20 protein-coding genes are annotated in these 20,994 nt (G+C 71.7%); 11 read left to right on the top strand and 9 right to left on the bottom strand.

Going from position 1 to position 20,994, the window contains the following annotated elements:
* The 5 genes from AB0K05_RS26430 to AB0K05_RS26410 are packed head-to-tail and all read left to right on the top strand — an operon-like array spanning window position 1 to window position 3,803.
* Window positions 1–936, top strand: a complete 936-nt coding sequence (locus AB0K05_RS26430) for a YihY/virulence factor BrkB family protein (RefSeq protein ID WP_271280226.1) — start codon at window positions 1–3, stop codon at window positions 934–936.
* A gap of 50 nt (window positions 937–986) precedes the next feature.
* Window positions 987–1,400, top strand: a complete 414-nt coding sequence (locus tag AB0K05_RS26425; RefSeq protein WP_148030595.1) for an HIT family protein — start codon at window positions 987–989, stop codon at window positions 1,398–1,400.
* Between the two features lie 3 nt (window positions 1,401–1,403).
* The gene (locus AB0K05_RS26420; protein ID WP_271280225.1) at window positions 1,404–2,582 is read left to right on the top strand and encodes a histidine kinase; all 1,179 of its coding nucleotides are present in this window, start codon (window positions 1,404–1,406) and stop codon (window positions 2,580–2,582) included.
* Window positions 2,583–2,615: 33 nt separating this feature from the next.
* Window positions 2,616–3,365, top strand: a complete 750-nt coding sequence (locus tag AB0K05_RS26415) for a LytTR family DNA-binding domain-containing protein (protein ID WP_148030597.1) — start codon at window positions 2,616–2,618, stop codon at window positions 3,363–3,365.
* A 57-nt stretch (window positions 3,366–3,422) separates the two neighbouring features.
* Complete coding sequence (locus AB0K05_RS26410; RefSeq protein WP_219545426.1) at window positions 3,423–3,803, top strand: hypothetical protein; 381 nt, start codon at window positions 3,423–3,425, stop codon at window positions 3,801–3,803.
* Between the two features lie 39 nt (window positions 3,804–3,842).
* Here the strand turns inward: AB0K05_RS26410 and AB0K05_RS26405 are convergent, their stop codons facing one another.
* Window positions 3,843–4,604 carry a transposase gene (locus AB0K05_RS26405; RefSeq protein ID WP_364232481.1) on the bottom strand — a complete coding sequence of 254 codons (762 nt, stop codon included), beginning with the start codon at window positions 4,602–4,604 and terminating at the stop codon, window positions 3,843–3,845.
* Between the two features lie 89 nt (window positions 4,605–4,693).
* Here AB0K05_RS26405 and AB0K05_RS26400 point away from each other — a divergent pair, with 89 nt between their 5' ends.
* Genes AB0K05_RS26400 through AB0K05_RS26390 form a run of 3 tightly spaced genes read left to right on the top strand, consistent with a single transcriptional unit; the run spans window position 4,694 to window position 8,889 of the window.
* Window positions 4,694–6,181, top strand: a complete 1,488-nt coding sequence (locus tag AB0K05_RS26400; RefSeq protein ID WP_148030599.1) for a cation acetate symporter — start codon at window positions 4,694–4,696, stop codon at window positions 6,179–6,181.
* 58 nt (window positions 6,182–6,239) lie between these two features.
* Complete coding sequence (locus AB0K05_RS26395) at window positions 6,240–7,883, top strand: hypothetical protein (RefSeq protein ID WP_364232478.1); 1,644 nt, start codon at window positions 6,240–6,242, stop codon at window positions 7,881–7,883.
* Window positions 7,876–8,889 (top strand): SseB family protein, encoded by a 1,014-nt coding sequence (locus AB0K05_RS26390; protein ID WP_364232475.1) that lies wholly within the window; start codon window positions 7,876–7,878, stop codon window positions 8,887–8,889. Before AB0K05_RS26395 ends, AB0K05_RS26390 begins: the two co-directional genes overlap by 8 nt.
* Here the strand turns inward: AB0K05_RS26390 and AB0K05_RS26385 are convergent.
* Entirely contained in the window at window positions 8,886–9,875 is a 990-nt protein-coding gene (locus AB0K05_RS26385; protein ID WP_148030601.1) for a LacI family DNA-binding transcriptional regulator, read from the bottom strand. The two genes, AB0K05_RS26390 and AB0K05_RS26385, sit on opposite strands and share 4 nt — an antisense overlap.
* An 11-nt stretch (window positions 9,876–9,886) precedes the next feature.
* Here AB0K05_RS26385 and AB0K05_RS26380 point away from each other — a divergent pair, with 11 nt between their 5' ends.
* The 3 genes from AB0K05_RS26380 to AB0K05_RS26370 all read left to right on the top strand — a co-directional run bounded on the left by AB0K05_RS26380 (window position 9,887) and on the right by AB0K05_RS26370 (window position 13,191).
* The gene (locus tag AB0K05_RS26380) at window positions 9,887–11,047 is read left to right on the top strand and encodes a PLP-dependent aspartate aminotransferase family protein (RefSeq protein ID WP_364232472.1); all 1,161 of its coding nucleotides are present in this window, start codon (window positions 9,887–9,889) and stop codon (window positions 11,045–11,047) included.
* 198 nt (window positions 11,048–11,245) lie between these two features.
* A complete protein-coding gene (locus tag AB0K05_RS26375) occupies window positions 11,246–11,575 on the top strand; it encodes a DUF485 domain-containing protein (protein WP_261808443.1) in 330 nt (109 codons plus the stop codon).
* Entirely contained in the window at window positions 11,572–13,191 is a 1,620-nt protein-coding gene (locus AB0K05_RS26370) for a cation acetate symporter (protein ID WP_148030603.1), read from the top strand. The genes AB0K05_RS26375 and AB0K05_RS26370 overlap by 4 nt, the downstream gene beginning before the upstream one ends.
* A 58-nt stretch (window positions 13,192–13,249) precedes the next feature.
* Here the strand turns inward: AB0K05_RS26370 and AB0K05_RS26365 are convergent, their stop codons facing one another.
* The 7 genes from AB0K05_RS26365 to AB0K05_RS26335 all read right to left on the bottom strand — a co-directional run bounded on the left by AB0K05_RS26365 (window position 13,250) and on the right by AB0K05_RS26335 (window position 20,824).
* A complete protein-coding gene (locus AB0K05_RS26365) occupies window positions 13,250–13,834 on the bottom strand; it encodes an ATP/GTP-binding protein (RefSeq protein ID WP_148030604.1) in 585 nt (194 codons plus the stop codon).
* The gene (locus AB0K05_RS26360; protein ID WP_148030605.1) at window positions 13,815–14,192 is read right to left on the bottom strand and encodes a DUF742 domain-containing protein; all 378 of its coding nucleotides are present in this window, start codon (window positions 14,190–14,192) and stop codon (window positions 13,815–13,817) included. Before AB0K05_RS26360 ends, AB0K05_RS26365 begins: the two co-directional genes overlap by 20 nt.
* On the bottom strand, window positions 14,189–14,608 hold the full coding sequence (locus AB0K05_RS26355) for a roadblock/LC7 domain-containing protein (RefSeq protein WP_271280255.1): 420 nt from the start codon (window positions 14,606–14,608) through the stop codon (window positions 14,189–14,191). Before AB0K05_RS26355 ends, AB0K05_RS26360 begins: the two co-directional genes overlap by 4 nt.
* Window positions 14,605–16,953, bottom strand: coding sequence for a nitrate- and nitrite sensing domain-containing protein (locus AB0K05_RS26350; protein WP_148030607.1), 2,349 nt, complete (start codon window positions 16,951–16,953; stop codon window positions 14,605–14,607). Before AB0K05_RS26350 ends, AB0K05_RS26355 begins: the two co-directional genes overlap by 4 nt.
* A 135-nt stretch (window positions 16,954–17,088) precedes the next feature.
* Window positions 17,089–18,606: a prenyltransferase/squalene oxidase repeat-containing protein gene (locus tag AB0K05_RS26345; RefSeq protein WP_364232465.1), complete on the bottom strand. Its 1,518-nt coding sequence runs from the start codon at window positions 18,604–18,606 to the stop codon at window positions 17,089–17,091.
* Window positions 18,603–19,469 carry a terpene synthase family protein gene (locus AB0K05_RS26340; RefSeq protein ID WP_364232462.1) on the bottom strand — a complete coding sequence of 289 codons (867 nt, stop codon included), beginning with the start codon at window positions 19,467–19,469 and terminating at the stop codon, window positions 18,603–18,605. Before AB0K05_RS26340 ends, AB0K05_RS26345 begins: the two co-directional genes overlap by 4 nt.
* Window positions 19,466–20,824, bottom strand: coding sequence for a cytochrome P450 (locus tag AB0K05_RS26335; protein WP_364232459.1), 1,359 nt, complete (start codon window positions 20,822–20,824; stop codon window positions 19,466–19,468). The genes AB0K05_RS26340 and AB0K05_RS26335 overlap by 4 nt, the downstream gene beginning before the upstream one ends.
* Window positions 20,825–20,994: the final 170 nt, after the last annotated feature.

The following is a 20,994-nucleotide window of genomic DNA, read 5'->3' as shown; positions in this document are numbered from 1 at the left end:
GTGACACCCCCCGAGACCCCCGCCGAGCTGACGGGCCGGTCCTGGTGGCGCGTCGTCAGGCGCACGGCCGTGGAGTTCAAGAACGACCGCGTCCAGGACCTGGCCGCGTCGCTCACCTACTACGCGGTGCTGTCCATCTTCCCCGCCCTGATCGTGTTCGTGTCGCTGCTCGGCCTGTTCGGCCAGCAGAACGCGAGCACGCTCTTCGGGAACGTGGTCACGCTGGCCCCCGCCGAGGTGCGCGACCTGCTGACCCAGGGCCTGCAGGGCGTCCAGCAGGCGAGCCGGCCGGGCCTGGCGGCGATCCTCGGCCTGGCCGTCGCGCTGTGGTCCTCGTCCGGTTACATCGCGGCGTTCATCAGGGCCTGCAACGAGATCTACGACATCGACGAGGGCCGCCCGTTCTACAAGCTCACCCCGCTCCGGCTCGGCCTCACGATCATGCTGATGGTCCTGCTGGCCGCCGCCGCCGTCGCGGTCACGCTGACCGGCGACCTGTCCCGCCTCGCCGGTGAGGCGCTCGGCCTGGGCGAGACCGCGGTGACCGTCTGGAACGTGGCCAAGTGGCCGGTGCTCGCGCTGATCGCGGTCGGCCTGATCATGGTGCTGTACTGGGCCGCGCCGAACGTGCGCCAGCCCGGGGTGCGCTGGCTGACGCCCGGCGGGCTGCTGGCGGTCGTCCTGTGGCTGATCGTCTCCACCGGTTTCGCCGTGTACGTGGCCAACTTCGGCTCCTACAACAAGACGTACGGGACGCTCGCCACGGTCGTGGTCTTCCTGATCTGGCTGTGGCTGTCGAACATGGCGCTGCTGTTCGGCGCCGAGCTGGACGCCGAGCTGATCAGGGAGCGCCGGGTGGCCGAGGGGAAGCCCGCCGAGCAGGAGCCGTACGCCGTCCCCAGGGACCCGCCGAAGCCCGATTCGCTGCCCGGGTGACCGTGCGGAGACAGGCGACCCCGGCGACGGCCGTGGAGTAGGGTGCGCCGGTGAGCACCGATCTGTTCTGCGAGATCATCGCCGGGGAGCGGCCCGCCACCCTCGTCCACGAGGACGAGGTGGCCGTCTCGTTCCTCGACGCCCGCCCGGTCTTCAAGGGCCACGTGCTCGTCGTGCCGCGGGCGCACATCGAGACGCTGGCCGACCTCGCCGACGTCGGCCCCTTCTTCGACCGGGTCCGCGCCATGGCCGGCGCCGTCGAGGAGGGCCTGGGCGCGGGCGGCACCTTCGTCGCGATGAACAACCGCGTCAGCCAGAGCGTCCCCCACCTGCACGTGCACGTCGTCCCGCGCAACCCCAAGGACGGCCTGCGCGGCTTCTTCTGGCCGCGCACCAAGTACGCCTCCCCCGAGGAGGCGCAGGACTACGCCGGACGCGTCGCCGGCGCGCTCACCGCGGGCTGAGCCGTGGAGCTCCTGGTCGGCATCGCGGTCGTGGCGGCGATCGTCGCCGTGCCCGCGATCGTGCTGTGGCGGGTCCTGCGCGGCCGGCGCGAGCTCGGCACCAGCCCGGCCGAGCGCGCCACGTTCGAGACCCTGCACACCGCCTCGCTCGCCGGCCCGCCGCTGCGCGCCGGCCTCACCGCCGACGGCGCCGACCGCGCCTCGCGCCACCTGCGCCGGCTGCTCGGCTCGCCCGCGCTGGCGATCACCGACGGCGAGCGGCTGCTGGTGTACGACGGCGAGGGCGAGCACCACGCGGGGGAGGCGTTCGAGCACGCCCGCGCGACGCTCGAAGACGGTCGCACGCAGGTGCTGAGCATCTCCTGCGACCTGCTCGAATGCCCGATCAGGCAGGCCGTGGTGGTGCCGCTGACCACCGACGACCGGGTCGTCGGCACGCTCGCCGCCTACGGCCAGCACGCCTCCGCCGGGCTGGTCCGCGCCGCCCAGGAGGTGGCGGGCTGGGTCGACTCCCAGCTGGAGCTGGCCGAGCTCGACCGCTCCCGCACGCTGCTGATGGAGGCCGAGGTGCGGGCGCTGCGCGCGCAGATCTCGCCACACTTCATCTACAACTCCCTCACCACGATCGCCTCGTTCGTCCGCACCGACCCGGAGCGGGCCAGGGAGCTGCTGCTGGAGTTCGCCGACTTCACCCGCTACTCCTTCCGACGGCACGGCGAGTTCACCACGCTCGCCGAGGAGCTGCGCTCCATCGACCGCTACCTGATCCTGGAGCGCGCCCGCTTCGGCGACCAGCTCCAGGTGACGCTGCGCATCGCGCCGGAGGTGCTGCCGGTCGCGGTGCCGTTCCTGTGCCTGCAGCCGCTCGTCGAGAACGCCGTCAGGCACGGCCTGGAGAGCAAGGACGGCGTCGGCCGCATCGCGATCATGGCGGAGGACGCCGGCGCCGAGTGCCGCATCAGCGTCGAGGACGACGGTCTCGGCATGGACCCCGACAGGCTGCGGCGCATCCTCGCAGGTGAGATCATGCCGGCGGGCGGCGTCGGGCTGGCCAACGTCGACCTGCGGCTGCGTCAGGTGTACGGCGACGAGTACGGGCTGGTCGTCGAGACGGGCCGCGGAGCGGGCACGAAGGTCAACGTCAGGTTGCCGAAATATCACCCAGGCGTCTCAGCCCGTTGACCTGGATCTTTGTTGTCGGTTTTATCACTGTACATGGCGCAACTTCGGGTGCTCGCGGTGGACGACGAACTTCCCGCCCTGGAAGATCTCTCCTACTTGCTCCGCGCCGACCCACGGATCGGCGAGGTGGCCACCGCCCGCGACGGGGCCGCCGCGCTGCGCCTGCTGGACCGGGCCATCGCCGAAGGCCGGCCGATCGACGCGGTCTTCCTCGACATCAGGATGCGCGGCCTCGACGGGGTGGTGCTGGGCAGGCTGCTGTCCCAGTTCGCCAACCCGCCGCGGGTGGTGTTCGTGACCGCGTACGAGGAGCACGCCGTCGACGCCTTCGAGATCAAGGCCGAGGACTACCTGCTCAAACCCGTGCGCCCGGAACGCCTGGCCGAGGCGATCAGACGGGTCGCGGTCTCGGCCGACGTGCCCGTCGACGGCGCCGAGACCGACACGATCCCGGTCGAGCTGGGCGGCGTGACCCGGTTCGTGTCCAGTGCCGACGTCATCTACGTGGAGGCGCACGGCGACTACGCCCGCCTGCACACCGCCACCGGCAGCCACCTCGTGCGCATCCCGCTGGCCACGCTGGAGGAGCGGTGGGCGGCGGCCGGGTTCGTCCGCGTGCACCGCAGCCACCTGGTCGCGGTCAAGCACATCGTCGAGCTGCACATCGACTCCGGCCGGTGCACGGTCCGCGTCGGTGACACCGAGATCCCCGTCAGCCGCCGCCACACCCGTGAGCTGCGCGACCTCCTCGTCCGCCGAGCCCGGCGGCACAGGCCCGAATGAGCCGCGCCAGGGAAGGGGAGATCCTATTGAGCCACTGCCCCAGGAGACGTCAGACCTGTGAGCCCTGAACCCCGTCCCGGCCGCCGGGTGGCGGTCACCAGCCCCCACACCGCCGCCACGCGCAGACCCCGCTTCCCGGCGACCCGGGAGATCGACGAGCAGACGGACCTCGGCGAGGTCTACATGCGCTCGCTGCTGCGCACCCAGTTCCGGCTGGCCATGTTCGTCTGCACCGTGCTGGCCTGCGTGGTGTGCGGGCTGCCGCTGCTGTTCCTGCTCATCCCCGAGCTCGCCGAGGTCGACGTGCTCGGGATCCCGCTGCCGTGGGCCGTGCTGGCAGGGCTGATCTACCCGGCCTTCGTCATCGGGGCCTGGCTCTACGTGCGCCAGGCCGAGCGCAACGAGCGCCACTTCGCCGACCTGGTCGACCGTCCTTGACATCCTCCCCGTGCTGAAGCACGTGGATTCCAACCGCAACTACCCCACGAGGAGGAGGTCGCGTTGAGGTTCGCGGTGCACCGGCCCGGCAACCCGTGGCCCTTCCCGCGCGGACACGGCATGCCCTGCCGCGTGTGCGATGTTCCTGGCCGCGTTCACATCGGCGTTGCCGGCGTATCCACACGATCGGCACCGGTAACGCGCTTGGCTCTCACGCGCTTCCCGGTCCACGATCCCGCACGCCGAGCACCGCTGACTCGTGTACGCGGGGCTGACCCTCACCACCCGCCCGGGCGCCTTGTCCTCCAGGCGTCGGACGAGACCGCCCCATCCGGCGGCCAAGATCGACCGGTTCAGCCCCGCCTTGGCCCGGACATTGCGCCCGGGCGCTTCGACGGTGCCGCGCGCCGACCGGGCCATGGCACCGATCTTCAGGTCCTCGACGGCGATCACGTCGAACCGCCGGGCGAGGCCCGTACTGACCTTCTCCACCCAGTCCTTGCACCGGTCGCTCTCGCGCGCCTTCACCCGGGCGATGGCGGCCTTGACCTTGGCGCGCCGGTTCGATCCGCGCGTGGCCCTGGCGAGCTTGCGCAGCAGCCGCCGCAGTCGTGCCTTCTCCGTGTCGCGCAGCCCGGGAGCGTTCAGCATCTCTCCGGTGGACAAAGCGGCCGACACGGCCACACCCCGGTCCACGCCGACGACCTCGCCCGTAGCCGGCGCCGGGACGGGATCGGGGATGGCGGCGAACGCCACATGCCAGCGACCCGCGCGGTCGCGGGTAACGCGGTACGACTTCACCTCGTCAGGGACGGCGACGATCCGGAACCCCTCACCCCGCCCACGCCTCCCCGCCCTGAACGACGGGGCCTCCAGCCTGTAGGTATCCAGTGAGCCTGGCCGCCGTCCTCATCGTCGTGGTGGCGACCGTGCTCATCGGCGCGTTCGGCATCCGCGTCTCCCGCACTACCTCCGACTTCTACGTCGCCTCCCGCACCGTCAGCCCGCTGTGGAACGCCTCGGCGATCGGCGGCGAGTATCTGTCGGCGGCGTCGTTCCTGGGCGTCGCCGGGCTCATCCTGTCGTACGGCGTCGACATGCTGTGGCTGCCGGTCGGCTGGACCGGCGGCTACCTGGTGCTGCTCGTGCTGGTGTCGGCGCCGCTGCGCCGCTCGGGCGCCTACACGCTGCCCGACTTCGCCGAGGCCCGGCTCGAGTCCATGATGGTGCGGCGCACCGCCAGCGTGCTCGTGGTGCTCATCGGCTGGCTGTACCTCATGCCGCAGTTCCAGAGCGCTGGCCTGGTGCTGCGGACGATCACCGGGGCGCCGGTGTGGGCGGGCGGGCTGCTGGTCGCCGGCGTGGTGGTGCTCAACGTGCTGTCGGGCGGCATGCGGTCCATCACGTTCGTGCAGGCGTTCCAGTACTGGCTCAAGCTGACCGCGCTGGCCGTGCCGGTGGTGTTCCTGCTGCTCGCCTGGCGGGCCGACGGGGCGCCCCCGCTGAGCGCGGAGGACACCGAACTCTGGCTCACCCCGCTGGGCGGGCCCAGGGAGTACGGGGTGTACTCGACGTACTCCCTGATCCTGGCCACCTTCCTGGGCACGATGGGGCTGCCGCACGTGCTCGTCCGCTTCTACACCAACCCCGACGGCCGGGCCGCCCGCCGCACCACGCTCGTCGTGCTGTCGCTGCTCGGCGCCTTCTACCTGCTGCCGGCCGTGTACGGCTGGCTCGGCCGGCTGTACGCGCCCGACCTGGTCCGCACGGACACCGTGGTGCTGACGCTGCCCTCCCGGATGATCGGCGGCACCCTCGGCGACCTGCTGACCGCGCTCGTCACCGCCGGAGCGTTCGCCGCGTTCCTGTCCACCTCCTCGGGGCTGACCGTCTCCGTGGCCGGCGTGATCGCGCAGGACCTGCTCAAGGGCGGGGTGCGCTCGTTCAGGATCGCCACGCTGATGGCGGTCGCGGTGCCGCTGGCGCTGGCCCTGTGGGCGCGGGCGCTGCCGGTGGCCGACGTGGTCGGGCTGGCGTTCGCGGTGGCCGCCTCGTCGTTCTGCCCGCTGCTGGTGCTCGGCATCTGGTGGCGAAGACTGTCCACGACCGGCGCGCTGGCGGGGCTGTTCGCCGGCGGCGGGCTGGCCTGCCTGGCGGTGCTCGTCACGATCACCGGCGGCCCGTACGACGGCATGCTGGGCGCGCTGCTGGCCCAGCCCGCCGCGTGGACCGTGCCGATCGCGTTCCTGGTCATGGTGGTGGTGTCGTTCGTCACCCAGCACCGCGTGCCCAGGGGCGTGGCCAGGATCATGGTCCGCCTGCACACCCCGGAGAACCTCGACCTCGACCGCGGCGACTGGCGTCCCCGGTCGTCCTGATCCCATAGAAAACGGGAATATCGCAGCATAGGAACCGCGCGGCCTCCTTACGCTCGGCGTGTCCACCGACAGGCGGGGGTACGCCATGGCCACCCCGGACGAGGCCGCGCAGGCGTTGCGCGCCGTCGCCCGCCTGGCCGAGGAGCAGGGCGACGCGCTCGACCGGGCCTTCCGGCTCTTCGGCGACGGCGCGCTGCTCGGCCCCAGGGCCGCCCGATTACACGCCGGCCTGGTGGACCGGTGCGCAGAGGTCGGCCGGGCCTTCACCCGGGCCTTCCGCCAGGTCGAACGCCTCGCCACGGCCCGCGGCGACCCGCCTCGCGTGCCAGCTCCGCACCCGCGCCGCCCGCCCGTGCCGCTGCGCGAGCCGCCCGGGGGCTTCGTGGGCGGCGACCCCGACCTCATGCAGGCCATCGACGCCGAACTGGCCGAGGTCGCCGAATCCTGGCAGCTTGCCGGTCAGAGCCTGGCGGCGACGCTCGTCCGCGTCGGCCTCGACAGCGCGCCCGGCCAGGACGTCGTCCGCGCCGGCGCCTGGCTCGCCGACCAGCGCCCCGACCTGCGCCGCCGCCGCGCCGACCTGCTCAAGACCACCCCCGCCCCCGCGCCCGACCCACCCCCGCAGTCAGCCTTCGACGGCCCCGCCCTCGGCCCGGCCACCGGCACGGCACCCGGCCCGGCCACCGGCACAGCGGCTGGCACGGCGGCTGATCCGGCGGCTGGCACGGCGAACGGGACGGTAGCGGACACGGTCACGGACACGGTCACGGAGACGGTCACCGACGGGGTCACCGACACGCTGGCCCGTGTCGGCGCCTTCTGGGCCGACCAGGTGGCCGGCCTCGTGCCCGCCGCGGGCGGCCTCGCCCACCAGTACGCGGAGCGCGTGGCCGTACCCCTGGCCCAGGGCGCCGCCGAAGCCGTCATCGGCGCCGCCCGGTTCGGCTGGGAGCACTCGCTCGGCGGCCTCATCACCAACCCCTCCGGCCCGGTGGAGCGCGCGCGGGCGGCGTACGACGCGGGGGAGTTCGCGGCCGAGCACCCGCTGGAGTTCGCCAAGTCCGCTGTCGACTGGAAGACGCTGACGGAGAACCCGGCCCGCTGGTTCGGCCGCCTCATCCCCGAGGTCCTGCTCGGGGCCGGCACGGCCGCCACCCGCGCGGGCCGACTCACCGGCGCGGCCACGCGGGCCGGTCCCCGCCTCCCGGACGGTTCCCCGATCCCCCCGCCCAGGACCGCCGCCGACGGCCCGCCCCTGAGAACCATCCCGATGCGGCGCCAGCACGTGGGGGAGGAGCGCACCGGCGTGCAGTACCTTGACGCTCAAGAGCTTGAGAGCAAACGCTTGGTGGTCCACGACGGGAAGCTCTACGACGTGACCGGGAAGCCGTTCGACACCAGCGAGGCGAGTGCCCACTTCTCGGGAGAGGGGCGCGCCATCTTCGTCATGGATCGATACGGGAACCTCTACGCGAACCCGGAGCACACCGTAGGCAGATTCCACCACTCCAGCTTCCTGCGCGGTGGCGAAGTGGCGGCGGCCGGAGACCTCGAAGTGAAGAATGGGGTCCTGAAGGCAGTTTCCCGTCATAGCGGTCACTACCGCCCCGGCCCCGAGGATCTCCAGCGGGCCATCGACCGCCTGCGAAGAGCCGGAGTGGACTTCGAAGGCGTGATCAAGGAGGGATACACCAGTGGGTGACTTGCCGCCGCCGTGGGGCTGGCGCCGCGTGGTCTGGTCCCTGCTCTACACCGTGCAGTTCAAGCCGGTCTGGGACGACGACCTCGTCCGGTGGAGGGCCGGGGGGTTGGTGCTGGAGCCGTTCGGCGGCTTCACGCGCGAGGAGGAGTACGAGGCGCTCCAGGAGGCCCTGGACTCCGGAGAACGTCTCCTCGACCTGCTGCCGGATCCGCCCGTCCCGCATGACGAGCAGGACATCCGTGATTTCCTGCGCCGGGTGCTGGAGCACATGGACCTCCTGCGACCCTGGCCTGAGCTGCCCTTCCTGGTCATGCGGCACGACCCGTCGCCGGACCTCGGCGACTTCCGGGCGATCGCCCGGCTGCACCTGGACGGGCAGGAGGCCGCCCACCGGCTCCATGGCGCCTTCTACGGATTCGCCGGCGGCGGCAGCTGGCAGCCCATGCGGCTGAACTCCGGAGACGAGGTGGCCCTGGTGGAGCCGTGGTGGCAGGGCAGCCGCGACGTGGCCGTGCTGGCGCGGCCGAGCCCAGGGCGCGCCCCCGAGGACGTCCTGGCGGCGTTCCTGCACGTCACCGGCTTCGTCCCGGAGGAGATCGACGACCTCACGGACGGCCTGAACGCCGCCTCCAGGGGCGGCGCGGGCTCCGGCTGGCTCGCCTACCTGCTGCGGCTGGAGAACTCGATCGCCACGTTGGCGGGCGAGGAGCCGGTCCGGGTGAGCAGGTCCACCTACGAAGCCTTCCTGCGCACCCGCCTCTACTGCCAGGCCACCGAGAGCCCCGGCGTCGTCGCCGTCGGGCCGCCGGGGGCCGGGCTGGTGCCGGCGTTCACCCTTCCCGAGGCGCTGGCCGCGTTCGCGGCGGCAGGCAAGGACGAGACGGAGCCGCGCTTCTTCTCGGCCACCGGCCGCGACCTGCTCGACCTCATCCCCGAGGGCTACGGCGTGCTGGTCGACCCCGGCACCGCGTACGCCACCGCCTTCGCCGCCGGAGGGCCGGGCTAGGGCGGCGGGATCTCGCCGGAGCCGCGCGCGACCAGCTCCACCGGGATCTTGACCCGGCGGCCCGCACCCGAGCGGTCCAGCAGCAGGTCCACCGCGCCGCGCGCGAGCCGGTCGACGTCGTAGCGGACCACGGTCACGCCGGGGTCGAACACGTCGGCCAGCGCGAAGTCATCGAATCCCACGTACGCGGGGCGTTCCGGGCGTTCGCGCAGCGCCTGCAGGATGCCGATCGCGGCCCGGTTGTTCGCGGCGAAGAACGCCGTCGGCGGCGAGGGCAGGCCGAGCAGGCGCTCCACCTCGCGGGAGACCCGCCACGGGTCGAACACCCCGCGCACCACCAGGGACTCGTCCAGCGCCGCCCCCAGCGCCGTGCGGTAGCCGGTCGCGCGGTCGTGCACCGAGCTGAGCCCGTCGTCGTCGGAGATGAGCGCGATCCGGCGGTGGCCGCGCGCCAGCAGGTGCTCGGTCGCGATCAGCCCGCCCCTGACGTCGTCCAGCGCCACCACGTCGGCCCCCTCCAGCCCGGGCGGCAGCCGGTCCACGAACACCGCCTCCAGCCCAGGATGCCCGGCCAGCCACGAATGGTCGGCGGGGGAGGGGACGATGATGAGCGAGTCCACGCCCCGCGCGTACATGGACTCCACCAGCATGCGCTCGCGTTCCGGCCGTTCCTCGTAGGAGCCGAACACGACCAGCGCCTCGTGCTCGGCCGCCGCCGCCTCGACCGCCTTGGCCAGGCGGGAGTAGAACTCGTTGGAGATGTTCTCCATGATCAGCCCGAGCGTCAGCATGGTGGCGCCGCGCGCCAGCCGGCTGGCCGCCTCGTTGCGCCGGAAGCCGAGCGCGCTGATCGACGCCCGCACCCGCTGCCGCAGCGCCGCGCTCACGTGCGGCTCCTGGTTGACCACCCGGGAGACGGTCTTGAGGCTCACGCCCGCGTGCCGGGCGACGTCCACCATGGTCGGTTTCCCCGGGGTCGCTGTCATAGTGTCCCCTCATGGACGATGAATGGATCTGCGGACGCCTCGGCGAGGACGAGCCCTGGATGCTGGGCGCGGTCAACCCGCCGATCTTCGAGAACTCGCTGTTCACCTTCGCCAACGCGGCCGAGCTGGGCGAGGCGATCAGGAACGAGGACGAACGGTACGTCTACTGGCGCGGCACCAACCCCACCGTCGACCTGGCGCAGCGCAAGCTGGCCGCGCTGGAGCGGGCCGAGCGCGCCAAGTGTTTCGCCTCCGGCATGGGCGCGATCTCCGCGACGATCTCCTCGCTGGTGTCGGCGGGCGATCACGTGCTGGTGCTGGGCGCGGTGTACGGGCCGACCACCCAGTTTCTGCGTTACCTGGAGAAGTTCGGCGTGACGCATACGCATGTGGTCGATCTCGACGCGTGTGACAGCGCTATCAAGGACCACACTCGCCTACTCTACTTCGAGTCTCCCTCGTACATGCGGTACGAGATCTTCGACATCCCCGCCGTCACCCGCTGGGCGGCCGGGCACGGCCTGGTCACCGTGATGGACAACACCTGGTCCACCCCGATCTTCCAGAAGCCGCTGACCATGGGCGTGGACCTGGTGGTGCACTCGCTGTCGAAGTACGCGGGCGGCCACAGCGACCTGGTGGGCGGGGTGGTGGCGGGCCCGTCCCGGCTGGTCAGGCCGCTGGCCCTGACCGAGTACCAGCTCTACGGCGCCGCCATGTCACCGCACGACGCGGCCAAGGTCATCAGGGGACTGCGCACGCTGCCGGTGCGGATGGCCGCGCACCAGGAGCGCGGGCTGGCGGTGGCGGCGTTCCTGGAGGGCCACCCGGCGGTGCGCCGGGTCAACCACCCCGGGCTGCCCTCGCATCCCGGGCACCGGCTGGCGCTGCGCCAGATGTCGGGCTTCTCCAGCCTGTTCAGCTTCGAGCTGGCCACCGAAGAGCGCGACGAGGTCGCCGCCTTCCTGGACGAGCTGCGCCACTTCCGCGTCGGGGTGTCGTGGGGCGGTTTCGAGAGCCTGGTCAACGCGCCGGCGCTGTCCACCGAGGAGAGCGTGCGGGCGACCATGGGCATCCCGGCGGGGCTGGTGCGGCTCTCGGTCGGCCTGGAACCGGCCGAGACGCTGATCAAGGACCTGGGCGGCGCGCTGGAGCGGATGGGGAACGCCTGACAGCGCTGTCCGTCCACGAGCGGTGGGACGGTGAGAGGCCGATCTACCGTTCGTCGTACTCAATTGACCATTCACCGCAACAGCTCTCCAGTTGAACGCCGCTCGTCGGCGGCTCGGCGACAGGCGTCGCGCGAGATCTCCACGCGGGGCGCTCCGGGCTCTTACCGTGAGCGTGATCCTCATCACAATGGAGGTCTCGTGACGACCAGAGAACATGACGCGTCCGTCTATGAACAAATGCAGGAGAGCACTGAATTCCAAGAGCTGAAGCGGCGTTTCCGGCGTTGGACGTTCCCCATGACGGTGGCGTTCCTGGCGTGGTACCTGCTGTACGTGGTGCTGTCGGGCTGGGCCCGCGGCTTCATGGGGATCAAGTTGCTCGGTGACATCAATGTCGGGCTGGTCCTGGGCCTGCTCCAGTTCGTGTCCACCTTCTGGATCGCCTGGGCCTACTCCCGCCATGCGGAGAAGAAGCTCGATCCCATCGCCGACAAGCTGCGGCACGAGGTGGAGGAGAAGACTCAGTGAGCTCGACCACCCTCTCCACGATCCTCTTCCTGGCGTTCGTCGCGGCCACCCTCGGCATCACGGTCTGGGCCAGCCGCCAGACCAAGACGGCCGCCGACTACTACGCGGGCGGCCGGTCCTTCAGCGGCGCGCAGAACGGCCTGGCCATCGGCGGCGACTACATGTCGGCAGCCTCCTTCCTGGGCATCGCGGGCATCATCGCGCTGTTCGGCTACGACGGGTTCCTGTACTCCATCGGCTTCCTGGTGGCGTGGCTGGTGGCGCTGCTGCTGGTGGCCGAGCTGATGCGGAACTCCGGCAAGTTCACCATGGCCGACGTGCTCGCCTTCCGGATGAGCCCGCGCCCGGTCCGCACCGCCGCCGGCGTGTCCACCATCGTGGTCAGCATCTTCTACCTGCTGGCCCAGATGGTCGGCGCCGGCGCCCTGGTCGGCCTGCTGCTCGGCGTCACCTCCGAGGCGGGCAAGGTCTGGACGATCGTCGCCGTCGGCGCTCTGATGATCGTGTACGTGGTCTTCGGCGGCATGAAGGGCACCACCTGGGTGCAGATCGTCAAGGCCGTGCTGCTCATGACCGGCGCCGCCCTGGTGACCATCCTGGTGCTCGCCGAGTTCGGCTTCAACCTGTCGGGCCTGCTCGGTCAGGCGGCCGCGACCAGCGGCCCGGGGGCCAACCCCGACAGCTTCCTCAGCCCCGGCCTGAGGTACGGCACCGAGGAGCAGGGCCTGGCCGGCAAGATCGACCTGATCAGCCTCGGCCTCGCGCTCGTGCTCGGCACCGCCGGCCTGCCGCACATCCTCATCCGCTTCTACACGGTCCCGACCGCCAAGGACGCCCGCAAGTCCGTCATGTGGGGCATCGGCATCATCGGCACCTTCTACCTGCTGACGCTCGTGCTCGGCTTCGGCGCCGCCGCCATCGTCGGCCGGGAGGAGATCGTCGCCCAGGATCCGGGAGGCAACACAGCGGCGCCGCTGCTCGCGCTGCGGATCGGCGAGGAGATCTTCGGCTCGGTGGGCGGCACGATCCTGCTGGCCTTCATCGGCGCGGTCGCCTTCGCCACGATCCTCGCGGTGGTGGCGGGCCTCACGCTCGCCTCCTCCTCCAGCTTCGCCCACGACCTGTACGCGCACGTCTTCCGGCGCGGCCAGGCCAGCGAGCGGCAGGAGGTCGTGGTGGCGCGGATCTCCGCCCTGGTCATCGGCGCCGTGGCGATCGGCCTGAGCATCCTCGCGCAGAACCAGAACGTCGCCTTCCTGGTGGCCCTGGCCTTCGCGGTGGCGGCCTCGGGCAACCTGCCGGCGATCCTCTACAGCCTGTTCTGGAAGAGGTTCAACACGGCGGGCGCGGTCAGCGCCATCTACGGCGGTCTCCTCTCCGCCCTGCTGCTGGTCGTCTTCTCGCCGGTCGTCTCCGGCGGAGAGAGGGCCCTGCTCCCCGACGCCGACTTCGCCTGGTTCCCGCTCAGCAACCCGGGCATCATCTCGATCCCGTTCGGCTTCCTGTGCGGCTACCTCGGCACGATCATGAGCAAGGAGTACAACGCCGCCAAGTACGCCGAGATCGAGGTGCGATCCCTCACCGGCGTCGGCGCGGAGAAGGCCGTCAAGCACTAGAACCGCCGAGCGGGCCCGGCCGGGTGGCCGGGCCCGCTCGCACGGGGGCAGCCGCGGGTCAGCCCACCGGCTCCGCGCGCAGCCGCGCCGAGTGCTTCACCAGCGTGATCAGCACCTCGCGGCTGGAGTCGCGCTTGCGCGCGTCGCACATCACGATCGGGATCGACGGGTTGAGCTGCAGCGCCAGCCGCACCTCGGGCAGGTCGTACGAGGGAGCCCCCTCGAAACAGTTGACCGCGACCACGAACGGCGTGCCGCGCCGCTCGAAGTAGTCGACCGAGGGGAAGCAGTCGGCCAGCCGCCGGGTGTCGGCCAGGATGACCGCGCCCAGCGCCCCCTCCGCCAGTTCGTCCCAGACGAACCAGAACCGCTCCTGCCCGGGCGTGCCGAACAGGTAGAGCACGTACTCGTCGTTCAGCGTGATGCGGCCGAAGTCCATCGCCACGGTCGTGGTCCGCTTGGCCTCGACGCTGGACAGGTCGTCCACGCCCACGCTGCGGTCGGTGAGGATCTCCTCGGTGCGCAGCGGCCGGGTCTCGGACACCGCGCCCACCATGGTCGTCTTGCCCGCGCCGAAGCCGCCGGCCACGAGAATCTTGATGGCCCGCGGGAGGCGCGGCCGCTCAGAGCGATCGAAGACCATCGAGCACCGCCCTGTACATCTTCACGTCATGCATGTCCACCTCGGATTGCGGTTCCTGGGCCGAGACGAGCTCCCTGTCGAACAGGTCGCCGAGCAGCACGCGGATGGTGCCCGCGGGCAGGTTCAGATGGGCGGCGATCTCCGCCACGGATTTGGGCTCGCGGCAGAGCCGCAGGATCGACAGGTGCTCCGGGTCCAGCCCGGCGTCCGGGCCGGGCGGCGGGCCGATCGCGAGCGCCATGGAGATGAGGTCGAACCTGCCCCGCGTGGGGGCCGTCCGGCCGCGCGTCACCACGTACGGGCGGATGATCTCCGGGTCGATCCAGTGCTCGTCCGTGGGGCCGTCGGTGGCGCTCACCGTTCCCTCCCCGCCTCGACCTGCGCGGCCTCGACCCGCGCCCCCGAGGTGAGGTACTGGCCGACGCGGGCGACCATCATCGCCATCTCGTAGGCGACGAGGCCGATGTCGGCCTGCTGCCCGCACAGCACGGCCAGGCAGGCGCGCTCGCCGGCCGTGGTGACGATGAGGAACTGGGACTTCCACTCCACCACCGTCTGCTTGACCGGGCCGCCCTTCACGTGCTCGGAGACTCCCTTGGCCAGGCTCTGCAGCCCGGAGGCCACGGCCGACAGGTGCTCGCCGTCGGTGCGTACCAGCCCGGCCGAGGAGGCCATCAGCAGGCCGTCGGAGGACAGCACGATCGCGTGCTCGACGTCGTTGATCCGCCCGACCAGGTCGTCGAGCAGCCAGTTGAGGTCGGTGCCGGGGCTCATGAGTCACCTCCCGGCTGCTCGCCCATCAGCTTGGCGGCCTCGGTCCGGCCGAGACGGGTGCCCGACTGCAGGGATCCCATCATCGCCCGGATCTCCTCCGGCGAACGCTCATCGTCCTCCTCGGTGTCGTCCAGCGTGCTCGGCCCCTCCTCGCGCAGGGCGGGGGCCAGGTTGGCCTGCGGCACGCGCAGCGGCAGGCCTCCGGGGGTGAACTCGGGCTGCTTCGGCTCCACGGTCTCCTCGGACTCGCCGGTCCGCGCGGGCACGGCACGCGGGGCCGGCTGCTGGTTCGGGGCCTGACGAGGCTGGTCGCGTACGGGCTGGGGCAGGGGCTGCGGCCGCGCCGGATCGGCCGCGACCTTGAGCTGGCGGACGTTGTGCGTCGCGGGCGCGCGCTCCGCCACCGCCACGGCCCTGCGCGGCAGGGCCGGCGACGCCTCGCCCTCGTGCGGATGCGGGTCGGTGTCGACCTCGACGAGGTCCTGCGGCAGCAGCACCACGACCGTCGTCCCCCCGTACGGGGAAGCCTTCAGCCTGACCTGGATGTCGTGCCTCCTGGCCAGCTGGCTCACCACGTACAGGCCCAGCCGTGCGGTGCCCGTGATCCGGAACTCCGGCGGGTCGGCGATGCGCTCGTTCGCCGAGGCCAGGTCCTCCGGCTTCATGCCGAGGCCCCGGTCCTCGATCTCGATCACGTACCCGTTGGCCACGAGCTGCCCGCTGACCTGCACCGCCGTGTACGGCGGGGAGAACGAGACCGCGTTCTCGATCAGCTCGGCGAGCAGGTGGATGACGTCGCCGACGGCGCGGCCGACGAGCACCACGTCGCCCAGCGGCAGGATCGTCACCCGGGTGTAGTCCTCCACCTCGGCCAGCGCGCCGCGCACCACGTTCAGCATCGGCACCGAGCGCCGCCAGGTGCGGGCGGGGGACGAGCCGGACAGGACGATGAGGTTCTCCGCGTTGCGGCGCATCCGGATGGCCAGGTGGTCCAGCCGGAACAGCTCCTTCAGCTCCTCCGGGTCGGTCTCGCGCCGCTCCATCACGTCCAGCACGGTGAGCTGGCGGTGGACCAGGCCCTGCGTCCTGCGGGCCAGGCTGAGCAGGATGTCGCGGATGCTGCGGCGCAGCTCGGCCTGCTCGGCGGCGACGCTGATCGCCGTGTGCTGCACGGCGTTGAACGCCTGGCCCACCTGGCCGATCTCGTTGTCGCCGAAGTCGAGGTCGGGCACCTCCTTCGAGACGTCCACCACCTCGCCGTGGCCGATGCGCTCGACCACGCGCGGCAGCCGCTCGTCCGACAGCTCGTGCGCGGCGTCGCGCAGCTTCCTGAGCTGGGCGAGCAACTGCCTGGTCGTGGTGATCGACAGCACGATCGAGGCGATGACCGCCACCAGGCCGAGGCCGCCGGCCAGGAGGAGCCGGACGACGACGCCGACGGCGATGGGCACGATGCGCTCCGCCAGCCGGTCACCGGCCGCGAGCGTCACCCGCTGCATGTCGGCCAGCGTCGACTCGGTCGCCTTGCGCCACTCCTCGGCGTCCACCGGCAGCGGCCCGACGCGGGGGTCGTGCTGGATGAGCCGCTGCTCCATCGCCTGCACGCGGGTGGCGGGGTCGCTCTTCATCCACCGGTCGAAGGCCGTCCAGTCCTCGTCCGGGAGCTGGGACATGGCCGTGGACAGCGTGTGGCGGAAGACGCCCGCGGTGGTGATGAACTCGGCGTGCTCGTCCGGGGTGAACCCGCCCCTGGCGAAGACGCCCGCCATGAGCGCGTCCCCGCGCGCCAGCCACTCGCGGGAGAGGTGGATCTGCGAAAGGGTCCGTCCGTCCTTGGCGATCTCCTTGTCGTCGAACGCCGCCACCGAGTCGTACATCTGGTAGAGGGAGTCGATCACGTTGTTGTACGGGGCGGCGGCGGCCTGCGCGCCGCCGGCCCGGCCGGAGTCGATCGACTTCCTGCCCTGGTCAAGCTTGGCCAGCTCGGCCCGCACGTCCGCGATGCGCTCCATCAGGGAGTCCTCGGCGGCCAGTGACACGGCGGTGCTGTCGATGGAGGCGGCGAACTCGGCGCGCGCGGCGTCCGTGCGCGCGCGCTGGTCGCGCAGCGCCTTGTCGGCGCCCCTGGACCCCGCGCCGATGCGGGCGATCGTCTGGCGGCGCTCGCGCTGCAGCTCGACGAGCAGCGGCTCGCTCGGCTCGACCACCTGCGAGTCGACGGTGGCGGCCCCGAGCAGGTTGACGCCCTCCCGCAGCGTGACCCAGGCGGCGAACGCCCACAGCAGGATGAGCGACACGATCAGCGCCGTGACCTTCGAACGGACGCTGGCGTTACGGAAGCGCATCGGGCCCACCCGTCGGAAAAGCGCGGTAAGCATACCTTGTCAAGGCGGCGAAATGGGCAAACCAGGAATCTGACACTCGGGTCACCCTAGCAATGTACTATTGCTGCCTCAACACAAAACGGCGCGAATGAGACGCTATGTCCCGTTTTTCGGGTTAAATTCGTATTGCATGCGGGTCTCCGCGACGTGTAAGGCCGCCAGGACCGCGGCTCGCACGATCGCTGTCGGCGAGTAAAGGTCCTTGTCATGCCACAATGGTGTGAAATGCGGTAAATCGACCACCTGGAGAAGATAGTCGTATCCACGCCCTGCTGCCCGCTTGCACCGCTCGTCCGGCTCCGGTCCTGACAGCAGCAAGGTCTGCACGGCGTAGGCGGTCTCCTCCGGCACGCCCGCCCACCGCCCCCACGACCCGTCGTCCCGCTGGCTGGCCAGCACCCATTCCCGCGCCCGCAGCACCGCGCCGGCGTGCTCCGGCCCGCCGAACTCGCCCAGCGCCAGCGCGCAGCCCAGCGTCGCGTAGTAAGGGGAGGCGTGCCACCGGTCGTCCCAGCTCCCGTCGGGCCGCTGGAGCCCGGCCAGCCAGCCGGCCACCCGCGCCATCACCGGCCCGTACCGCTCGGCCGCGGCGGGCCTGGCCCGCACGTACTGGCCGAACGCGTCCAGCACGTGGGCGTTGACGCTGGGCGAGAAGCCGTCCTCGCCCTGCCAGGTGCAGAAGTGCGTGCCCGTGTCGAACAGCAGCAGCGACTCGGGATCGGACGGCACGCCGAGCAGGGCCAGCGCGTAGAGGGCGACGCTGGTGGTGTCGGCGTCGGCGGGCAGGCCGGCGCCCGCCGGCGTGCCCTGCGGGCCGATCGCCGCCCGCAGGTCGGCGATCATCTCCGGCGGGGCCTCCACCGGCACGCCCGCCCTGGCCAGCCAGCTCAGCACCCATCCGCGCTCGAACACGGTGATCGGCAGCCCGACCGGGACCGGCCCGCCGAACCGCTTGGCCACCGCCTCCAGGTGGTGCCTGGCGGAGTCGGACGAGTCGGCCGGCGCGGAACCGCCCAGCCACGCGGCCGTCGCCGCCGGCGAGGCGCCGACCGTGCCGATCGACGTGGGCAGCACGCCGTCCGCCCGCTGCGGCACCGCCGCCTCCAGCACGTGCAGCACCTTCTGCGGCGGCTGGGCGCCGGACTCCAGCAGGCGCTTGACCAGTTCGAGCCGGGATCCGTCCATCCCGGGCGGATGCGGCAGCGGCTCGCCGTACCCGTGCCCGTCGATGAGCGCCACCAGCGACGGCACGATCAGGTCGATGGCCGGTGTGTCCGGCAGCTCGGGCGGCTGCGCGAGCATGCGCCGCAGCGCCTCCAGCCCCGCCTTCGCGGCCGGCAGGAGCACCTCGCGGTCGCCGTCGCGCGCCGCGCTCATCAGCGCCTCCGTGGCGCTCAGCGTCGGTACGAGCCGGTATCCGCCGGGCGGGCCCCACGAGCCGTCCGCACCCTGCTCGGCCAGCAGGAACGCGATCCGCTCCGCATGACCGCCGAGCCAGGGGGCCAGCGTGACCAGCCGCCCCGTCTCGTACACCGAAGGGGAGACCTGGCCCCACGGCGTCACCATGAGGCCCGCGACCAGCTCGGCGGCACGCCGGGTGATGTCGGTGCTCACGCCGCCCCCGAAGCCCAGAAGTCGGACAGCCCGTAGAAGCCGGCGCTGTAGTGGATCTGCCACCAGAGGTGGTCCGCGGCCCGCGGGCGGCTGTCGCGCAGCGGCCCGATCAGCTCGGCGGCCTCTCGCGCCAGCTCCGCCATCCGCGTGCTCACCTCGTCCGCCGTCATGCCGAGGGTGAGCGCGTTGACGTCACCGGACGCCGACTCCCTGCGGTGCGTGGCCAGGTCGTTGAGCAGCCGCAGGTAGCGCTGCACGGTCTCGCCCGCCGCCCGCAGCCCCGCCAGGTCCTCCGGGGTCGTGACCTCGCCGGTGTAGATCCAGTGCGAGACCGCGATGAACAGGGCGCCGCTGCTGTCGGCGTTCGACAGGTACTCCTCGGGGGAGGGCCTGCCGCCGCCCCTGCTCCACTCCCACTCGCGGGCCATCGCGGCGACCATGAGCTCCAGCCGCTCGCGCCAGGCCGGCTCCAGCGCGGCGAAGGCGGCCACGGTGCCCAGCTCGGCCCGCAGGTCCCCCACGAAGCGGGCGACGGGCGAAGCGGCCGGGAACCCGTCCGCGGCGGCCAGGCAGGTCCTGGTCAGCGCCGCCACGTCGTCCCGTGCGGCCGCCTCCTCGTCGAACAGCCGGTCCACGGCGAACACCAGCAGCGACGTCCGGTTGACGACGCGCAGCGAGGCCGGGCTCGCCCACGGCGAGCCGAACGCGCCGGCCATCGCCAGCGAGCCGAAGAGACCGGAGTCGAAGGACTCGCGGGGGAACAGGCCCTCGTAGCGCGCCGCGTGCCGTTCGAGGTCGCGCCCGCCCGCCACCGCGAGCGCGCACGTCCGCCCGGTGGCGAACAGCGCGCCGGGATCGTTCATGACCGGCCCGCCGGCACGAGGGTCATCGTCAGCCCGGGCGGGGGCCGCAGCGAGGAGGCCAGCCGCGGGGTCACCGGGCGGTCGACGTGCACCACCGGCCGGTACTTGCGCAGGATCCCGGCGATCAGCAGCGGCGCCTCCATCTGGAACAGGTGCTGTCCCAGGCACACGTGCGGCCCCGCGCCGAACGGCCAGTAGGCGTACCGGTGCCGCCCGGCCTCCCATCCCGGCGCGAACCGCTCCGGGTCGAACACCGTCGGCGACTCCCAGAAGTCCGGCATCCGGTGCGTCAGGTACGGGCTGAGCAGCATGGTGGACCCGGCCTCGACCTCGACCCCGCCGACCACGTCCGCCTCCACGGCCTTGCGCGGCAGGATCCAGCCCGGCGGGTAGAGCCGCAGCAGCTCGTTGACGAACATCCTCAGGTACGGCATGTGCGGCAGGTGACCGGTGCTGACCGGGTCGCCGCCCACCACCCGGTCGATCTCCTCGTACACCTTCGCGGCGATCCCCGGGTAGGCGTCGAGGACCGGCCAGACCCAGGTTAGCGCCGTGGCCGAGGTCTCGGTGGAGGCTCCGTGCATGGCCACCAGGTCGTCCCTGATCCGCCGGTCGCCCTCCTCGCCGGGGACGTCCTCGCGGGCGCTGACCAGGCGCGCGACGACGTCGGTGCTGTCCTGGTCCAGGCCCTCCCGCGCCCGTGCCCTGGCCTCGCGGATGCGGGGGTACACCACCGCGTCGATGTCCTTGATCGCGCGCCGGAACGCCCGGTCGCCGGGCATCGGCATGCCTTCGGGCACGAACGGCATCACCAGGCGCACGGCCTTGGCGGTGACGGCGACGTCGTAGGCCGGCACCAGCCGGGCGATGTCCGCCGCGGAGATCTTCGAGCCGAAGAACAGCCGGACGATCGTCGGGTGCACGATCGCCGAGACGCCGCGGGAGATGTCCATCGGCCGCCCCGGGACGATCGTCTCCTCGATCAGCTCGTTGATGATCACGGCCATCTGCTCGGCCAGCGAGTTGACGTACCTGGCCGTGAAGAGCGGCTGCAGGATCCGGCGGCTCTCCGCCCAGGTCTCGCCGTCCGACAGGATGCCCTCGCCGAGCAGCGGCGCCAGCGGGTCCCAGAACATGCCCTCACGGACGAAGTTGGTCTGGTTCTGGGTCAGCACGTGCTGGACGTGGTCGGGATGGGTCACCAGGTAGGGGCGGAACGGGCCCATGTGGAGCCGGACGAGCTCGCCTCCGGCCTGCACCGATGCCTCTTCGAGGGCGTTGACCGGGATCCGGTGGTGCTTGGTGAGTCTGGTGAGAAAGGGAACGGTTCTGGTCGGTGCGGCGCCGGTCGCCACAGTCGTGCCTCCAAGCCCACAGCACCCCGTCCCCACCGGGACGGACATTTGCCCACAAAAGCCAAATCTAGGATGGAGTATCACATGATCTTGGCGGTACATTCAAGATCGAGGCAGAAGGAGCACCAGTGGATCTCGGGGATCCTGGCACGCCGGGGAGCGACGCGGCG

The organism is Nonomuraea sp. NPDC049486 (assembly GCF_040676925.1).
GTDB classification, from domain to species: domain Bacteria; phylum Actinomycetota; class Actinomycetes; order Streptosporangiales; family Streptosporangiaceae; genus Nonomuraea; species Nonomuraea ferruginea.
This window is presented reverse-complemented; position numbering and strand designations above follow the sequence as displayed.

Coding starts and splice junctions, on each gene's coding strand:
- AB0K05_RS26355 (WP_271280255.1), bottom strand. CDS start 14,608: ATGAGCCCCGGCACCGACCTCAACTGGCTGCTCGACGACCTGGTCGGG.
- AB0K05_RS26365 (WP_148030604.1), bottom strand. CDS start 13,834: ATGGTCTTCGATCGCTCTGAGCGGCCGCGCCTCCCGCGGGCCATCAAG.
- AB0K05_RS26350 (WP_148030607.1), bottom strand. CDS start 16,953: ATGCGCTTCCGTAACGCCAGCGTCCGTTCGAAGGTCACGGCGCTGATC.
- AB0K05_RS26385 (WP_148030601.1), bottom strand. CDS start 9,875: ATGACAGCGACCCCGGGGAAACCGACCATGGTGGACGTCGCCCGGCAC.
- AB0K05_RS26340 (WP_364232462.1), bottom strand. CDS start 19,469: ATGAACGATCCCGGCGCGCTGTTCGCCACCGGGCGGACGTGCGCGCTC.
- AB0K05_RS26415 (WP_148030597.1), top strand. CDS start 2,616: ATGGCGCAACTTCGGGTGCTCGCGGTGGACGACGAACTTCCCGCCCTG.
- AB0K05_RS26380 (WP_364232472.1), top strand. CDS start 9,887: ATGGACGATGAATGGATCTGCGGACGCCTCGGCGAGGACGAGCCCTGG.